Source organism: Ruegeria sp. BHSA123 (assembly GCF_059613425.1).
Genome location: NZ_JBXWSL010000103.1, coordinates 1 through 6516 on the forward strand (window position 1 = coordinate 1; position 6516 = coordinate 6516).

Here is a 6516-nt window from a genome sequence, read left to right on the forward strand (position 1 = left end):
TGATCAGATATTCACCACGAGTTGATGACGCGAATGCTGTCGACCCGCTGGTCTCGATATTGGTTGTGACGTGGCCGGTCTGGCCGTCATTGTTCAGATCAACACCATAAAAGGCCTCGACATCCACGACATTGGCTATGCCGGTCCCGCTAACATATTGGCCCGAAGTATCCGTGGTCCATTCGGCATATGATCCGTTCGCATTTTGCCACAGCACCTTGTAGCCACCGCCCGATGCTTCGGCCTGAAGTGCCTGCCAGCCTGCAAGCGAGTTTTGCCCAATAGACTGACCACCGTAAATCAAAGCAATGTTCGAACTGCCGCCATCCAGCACATAAAGCCCTTGGCTGGCATGTTGTAACGTTGTTCCCTGAGTATCGATATCTGAAAGCTGCATCGCAGACTTGATATTCGACCGGGAATACTGCTGTAGCCCGTCAAGAAACTGGACCAACTCTACGTCGTCTGCAATCGTGAAGGTTGTTCGCGTGATGACGTCCAAAAACTCGTATAAGACGCCGTTTTCAAAGAATAAATAGTTATTGATTGCGCTGAAACTGCTCGAGTAAAGTGTTCTTTTTGGGGCAAGCGCGTACCGGAGCGCCTCCTGCAAACTACAATATTAACGGCAATTCAAGAGTTACCTTCTCGAAGGCCAGACGCATTTTTATTAAGCGCATACATGAAAAAGATTATCGCCAATAAACCGACCGGATAGCGTAAATAGGCCGACTTAATGCACGCAAAATTGATTTTCATGGCGGTCCATACCTGCGACAGTTTTGAGCACCTGTAGTGACAGAAGCAAAGGCGTGCGGATTTCTTCTTTAGTCCCGAACGGCAATTCTTCTCAGATCCCAAAAGTTTGGCTCGAACAAGGTGCCTTTCGTTCCGGGTTTCGAACCCAAGGGCGCGCCAGCACAAAGGGCCCAAATACCCGGAGGGTAAGGGCCCCTAGCTGCGACGCCCAATACCGCCGCTCATGTGCGAAGCAAAGCCTTGCCATGGGTCAGACCGTTCACCTTCTCCAGGATGGAGTCCGCGTCAATGCTATGGTGCCGATAGAGGTCGCCGATTGTCCCTGTCTGGCCAAAATGTTCGACCCCTAATGGGATGGTCTGATGTCCCTGTACGGCACCCAGCCAAGACAATGTCGCGGGGTGTCCGTCAATCACGGTAACCAGCTTGCAGTGGCGCGGCAGACCGGACATCAAAGTTTCGATGTGGGACCGAGCCGTTTGATTGCCGCGCGAACGCGCCCGTTGCGCTGCCGTCCACCCGGCGTTTAGCCGATCTGCTGAAGTCACCGCCAGCACTCCGATGTCTTTGCGTCCTTCGCCCATCACGCCAGCGGCTTTGATCGCTTCGGGTGCAACGGCCCCTTGATAAGCGATTACGACCTCGCAATTCGGGCCCGGCCTCCGCAACCAGTATGCACCATCAATGGCACCTTGACGGAACTCATCGTCCACGCGTTTGCCAGGCTGTTCAATCGGGTTTGTCGTCAAGCGCAGATAAACCGAACCGCCTGTTTCGTCACGCAGCCAGGTGCGTTCGTCCGGCTGCCCTTCGCCGTCGCGCTGAAGATAATCAAAGGCCCATTCCATGATCACGGCCAGTTCATCGGCAAAGGCTGGCTCAAAGGCCGCCAGACCGTCCTGGCTCATCCCGATCAACGGTGTGCCAATGGATTGATGTGCGCCGCCTTCTGGGGCCAGCGTAATGCCCGAAGGCGTGCCGACCAGCATAAAGCGCGCATCCTGATAACAAGCATAATTGAGTGCATCGAGGCCGCGGCTGACAAAGGGGTCATACACAGTACCGATCGGGATAAGCCGCTTGCCGAACAGGGAATGCGAAAGGCCCGCAACGCCCAAAAGCAACATGAGGTTCATCTCGGCAATACCAAGCTCGATATGTTGCCCTTCAGGAGTAAATTCCCATTTTGCCGTCGAGGGGATACGGTGTTCAATAAAAGCGTCGGCTTGCTCGGATCTGGCAAACAGTTTGCGCCGGTTTACCCACGGGCCAAGGTTTGTTGTGCCTGTGACATCAGGAGACGTCGTCAGGATACGCTCGGCCAATTGACTGTCGCCCTTCGACAAGTCATCCAAAATCTTGCCGAAAGCCATTTGGGTCGAGATTTCGCGGCTTGTGTCGATGTCAATAGATGGAACATCCAGCTTGTCATCGAAATAGCGTCGCGGACCTTTGGCAAAGAAGGAAACTTTCGACAGAAAGTCTTTCAGCGCTTCCGGGTCCTGCACTGCCGCAAGTGGCTCCCATTCCTCACCGGCAGGCACGCCCATGTGTTCTTGCCACGCGACGAACTGGCTGTTGTTCATCAGCCCACCGTGGTTGTCCTTGTGGCCCGCAATTGGCGTACCCCATCCCTTGATCGTGTAGGCCAAGAAACAAGTAGGGCGGTCATGTTCGATGGCAGCAAAGGTTTGGGCCATGGTCTCAACGCAGTTGCCGCCGAGGTTTTCCATCAATGCAGCGAGTTCGGCATCTGTGCGCCGCTCGATCAGCGCCGTCACATCCCCCTGATCCCCAAGATCGTCCATGAGGCGCTTTCGCCAAACCTCGCCGCCCATGAACGTCAGGGCCGAGTATTCCTGGTTCGAGCAGGCATCAATCCAGTCTCGCAGCCGATCGCCGCCAGGTTCTTTGAAGGCCGCACGCTGCAACACGCCGTGCTTCACGCGCACAACATCCCATCCGAAGGCATCAAAGATTTTCTCGATCCGTTCGAACAACCCTTCACGAACGATGCCATCAAGTGACTGCCGGTTGTAGTCGATAATCCACCACGTGTTGCGCAGGCCATTTTTCCAGCCTTCCTGCAATGCCTCGTATACGTTGCCTTCATCCAGTTCAGCGTCGCCTACAAGCGCCACCATTCGCCCCATCGGGGCATCTGCCCCCCAGTTTTTGGCCTTGACGTAGTCCTGAATGATCGAAGCAAACGAGGTGATCGCGACACCCAAACCTACCGAACCTGTCGCGAAGTCGACATCATCGATGTCCTTTGTCCGGCTGGGATAGCTTTGCACGCCACCAAACCCGCGAAAGTTTTCCATCTTCTCGCGGGTCTGGTTGCCCATGAGGTACTGCATCGCGTGGAAAATCGGTGACGCATGCGGTTTTACCGCAACCCGATCTTCGGGCCGTAAAGCCGAAAAGTAGAGCGCAGTCATGATCGAAACCATCGACGCAGACGACGCTTGATGACCACCGACCTTTATCCCATCAACCTTGGGCCGGATATGGTTGGCATGGTGGATCATCCAATGCGACAGCCACAGCAGACGCTGTTCAACGATTTTCAACTGGTTGGGATCATACGGCATGGTGGTCTCCGGGACTCAGGCGGCACTGCGGGCAGGGTAGGGCAAAGCTTGCTCTAAATCTGCAAGGATATCTTCAACGTCTTCCAACCCGACGGAAAGTCGGATCAGACCATCGCTGATTCCATGTTCTGCTCGTTCTTCTGCAGTATACGTCGAATGGGTCATGGATGCCGGGTGCTGGATTAGGGTTTCTGCGTCCCCCAAGGACACGGCGCGCTGGATCATGTTCAGGCGGTTCATGAACTTGATGCCACCGGACAGGCCAGACTTGATTTCAAAGGCGATCATGGCCCCCGGCTGCGACATCTGGCGTCGTGCGACATCGTGCTGGGCAAAACTCTCAAGCCCCGGGAAATACACCTCACTGACGCCAGTGTGTGCCTGAAGGTAATCGGCAACAACCTTGGCGGACGCACAGTGGCGATCCAGTCGCAGGTTCAGTGTCTTCAGCCCACGCAGGATCAGCATTGCGTTGAATGGTGCCATCACTGCGCCTGTCATGTCCTTCATGCCGACAAGCCGGATCTCAGAAATCTGCTCGGCGGTTCCGACCACAAGACCCGCGACCACATCGCCATGCCCGCCCAGATATTTGGTGGCGGAGTGAAGGACGATGTCCGCGCCGTGCTCAATCGGGCGGGTCAGATAGGGGCTGGCATATGTATTGTCGACCACAACCTGCGCACCGACAGAATGTGCGATCTCTGAACTGGCGGCGATATCCACCAAGCGCATGTTTGGATTGGCTGGGGTTTCGAAGTAGACGACACGGGTTTTTTCGGAAACAGCGGCTTTCAGGTTCGCGGGGTCCGTCATGTCAACATGGGTAATAGTGACACCCCATTTTGCCAGACCGTGGCGCATGAAAGCGAATGTGCAGCCATAGAGTGTTTTGTCGACAATGACTTCGTCACCTGGCGACAACAGGGTCCAAAATACGGCGGTAATTGCGCCCATCCCGCTGGAAAGCGCGAGCCCAGCCTCGGCACCTTCCAGAACTGCAATGCGCTTTTCAAGAAGGTCACATGTAGGGTTCGATATCCGGCTATAGATATGACCTGCGCGCTCGCCGGCAAACATCTCACCGCCTGCCTCTGCGGTTTCGAAGGAGAAGGTTGAGGTCAAGTGGAGGGGCGGTGTCAGCGCACCATCATTTTCAAATGGGTTGTAGGCATGATGAATGGCGCGAGTGGCAAATCCGGTTGTGTGGGTCACGGTGGGCTCCTGATCTAAGTCGCTATCACTTTGCGCCTTTACTTTGAGCAATGGGTTGCGAATAATGCCACGTTGAGGGCCTACATTGGCATATTATGCTAAAAAATGGAGAGAAGATGGACGCCAAAGACAGGCAGATCATTCGAGCGTTGCAGCGGGACGGGCGTATGACGAACCAGGATCTTGCTGATGAGGTCAATCTGTCTCCTTCACCGTGTTTGCGGCGGGTCAAAAACCTTGAGGCCAGCGGTGTCATCAAGGGATACAGTGCCGATGTGGACGCTGCTGCATACGGGATGGCGATAACCGTCTTTGTCCGCATCCGGCTTGAGCGGCACAATGAAACAGATGTGCAGAAATTCGAAAAACGCGTTCGGATGATCGATGAAGTTCTAGAATGCCACGTGCTGACCGGCGCAATGGATTACCAGTTGCGGGTATTGGTATCGGACCTCGAAGCATACGAAGACTTTATTCGAAACCGAATTCACCCGATCGGCGGGATAGCTTCGATCGACACCAGCTTTGTTTATGGAACAGTCAAGAAAACAGCGGTGTTTCCAGCCTGAGATGGTTTGAGTTCTCGAAAGTGACCCTTAGCATTGAGTTCTAGATTGTTAGGATGCGGAAAAACCAGTTTCGAGTTTCCGTGACTGTGAGTATTACCTCGGTTAGGTAAAATTCGCCGACTGGATGCGTCTCCGTAAAAGTAACATAATCATCATTACGCGAGCTTCCTGCAAATCAAAGGTGAATTAACCCAACACTGCCCGGACGCTCCTCCTACAATTCGCATTACTTCAAAATCTCAAGGTCGGGTCACAACAAAATCCGGCACGATCGCTGCCTGTTTGATCGCTTCCTCGACATCATGCCCGGCGAAGAATCCAAAATCCGAGACAAGTGCCGAAGCCACTCCGGCATGACGCGCGCCCAGAATGTCAGTATGCAAACTGTCACCCACCATCAGAACGCGGGATTTGTTGACAGGCCCAAGTCGCTGAAAAGCAAGATCATAGATATTGCCGAATGGCTTTCCATAAAATTGCGGGGCTACACCTGTCCGGTCGGCCAAACGGTGTGCGAAAAGACCTGGTTCTTTGGAAAAGCCGTACTCGCGCGGGGCAACGATATCCGGGTTGCCCACCAATACCGGGCGGGGGCGGCTTAGCAATGCCGCCTCCAACATCGCCTGCCGGGCTTCGGTCCAGGCGGCTGACCCGATCATCAGAAAACCATCAACAGATTCGTAGGGCTGCGGGTCATCCTCCAGATAGATTAATTTCAAACCTTCCAAGTCGCGAAGACCTGCGCTGGGTGTCGCCATCAAACCCCAATGCAGCCCACGTTGGCCATTCAGCCCGGACAGCAACGTAGCCCGACTGGTGATCACATCCTGCGGCGCGAAGTCATATCCCAGTCTGGTGTATTTCTCCAACAGCGTGGCGTGGGGAAACCCAGCGGCATTCGACACCACCAAGACACGTTTGCCGGCAGCCTTCAGTGACTTGATCCGTTCGGGCGTTTCGGGGATCGCCGTGTCGCCTATATTAAGAACCCCGAACGCATCCAGAAGAAACACGTCAAACTCATCCATAATTTCGGAAAGAGTCTCGATACGACGATAGCTCACGTCGTTCGGTTCAATATCTGGAAGGCGGTGCCGGACGGCTTCGTAAGCCTTGAAAGCCTCTTGCGCTGAGAATCCGGTCAAATGATCGCTCCTCGTACTTTTGCCGAAACCCACTCGCTGATCATGACCGCAAAAAGAATTACAATTAGGATCAGGCTCACTTGCGGCCACGCCAGAACGTTAAGCGAGGCCGAAAGCTGCAACCCGATGCCACCGGCGCCAACCAGCCCAAGCACTGTGGACTCGCGAATGTTGATATCCCAACGAAAGACTGCAATTCCGGCAAATGCTGGCAGGATTTGCGGAACGATCCCA

General features: G+C 54.5%; 6 protein-coding genes. 1 reads left to right on the forward strand and 5 read right to left on the reverse strand.

The window, feature by feature from the left end; all coding sequences use genetic code 11:
• The 3 genes from AC2FNC_RS19550 to AC2FNC_RS19560 all read right to left on the reverse strand — a co-directional run.
• Window positions 1–454, reverse strand: a 454-nt coding sequence (locus tag AC2FNC_RS19550; RefSeq protein WP_496716374.1) for a hypothetical protein, incomplete at its 3' end; no start/stop codon positions are given.
• A gap of 526 nt (window positions 455–980) precedes the next feature.
• Window positions 981–3353, reverse strand: a complete 2373-nt coding sequence (locus tag AC2FNC_RS19555) for a thiamine pyrophosphate-binding protein (protein ID WP_480605765.1) — start codon at window positions 3351–3353, stop codon at window positions 981–983.
• A gap of 15 nt (window positions 3354–3368) precedes the next feature.
• Window positions 3369–4568: a methionine gamma-lyase gene (locus tag AC2FNC_RS19560; protein WP_496716376.1), complete on the reverse strand. Its 1200-nt coding sequence runs from the start codon at window positions 4566–4568 to the stop codon at window positions 3369–3371.
• Window positions 4569–4684: 116 nt separating this feature from the next.
• Here AC2FNC_RS19560 and AC2FNC_RS19565 point away from each other — a divergent pair, with 116 nt between their 5' ends.
• Window positions 4685–5137 carry an Lrp/AsnC family transcriptional regulator gene (locus AC2FNC_RS19565; RefSeq protein WP_209507088.1) on the forward strand — a complete coding sequence of 151 codons (453 nt, stop codon included), beginning with the start codon at window positions 4685–4687 and terminating at the stop codon, window positions 5135–5137.
• A gap of 239 nt (window positions 5138–5376) precedes the next feature.
• On the opposite strand, the gene AC2FNC_RS19570 is transcribed toward AC2FNC_RS19565, so the two are convergent.
• Window positions 5377–6282, reverse strand: coding sequence for an HAD-IIA family hydrolase (locus tag AC2FNC_RS19570; RefSeq protein ID WP_496716377.1), 906 nt, complete (start codon window positions 6280–6282; stop codon window positions 5377–5379).
• On the reverse strand, window positions 6279–6516 hold a 238-nt coding region (locus AC2FNC_RS19575), incomplete at its 5' end, for a PhnE/PtxC family ABC transporter permease (protein WP_496716378.1). The genes AC2FNC_RS19575 and AC2FNC_RS19570, both read right to left, overlap by 4 nt.

Excerpts from the sequence above, each read along its gene's own strand:
- AC2FNC_RS19565 (WP_209507088.1), top strand. The coding sequence starts at position 4,685 with ATGGACGCCAAAGACAGGCAGATCATTCGAGCGTTGCAGCGGGACGGG.
- AC2FNC_RS19555 (WP_480605765.1), bottom strand. The coding sequence starts at position 3,353 with ATGCCGTATGATCCCAACCAGTTGAAAATCGTTGAACAGCGTCTGCTG.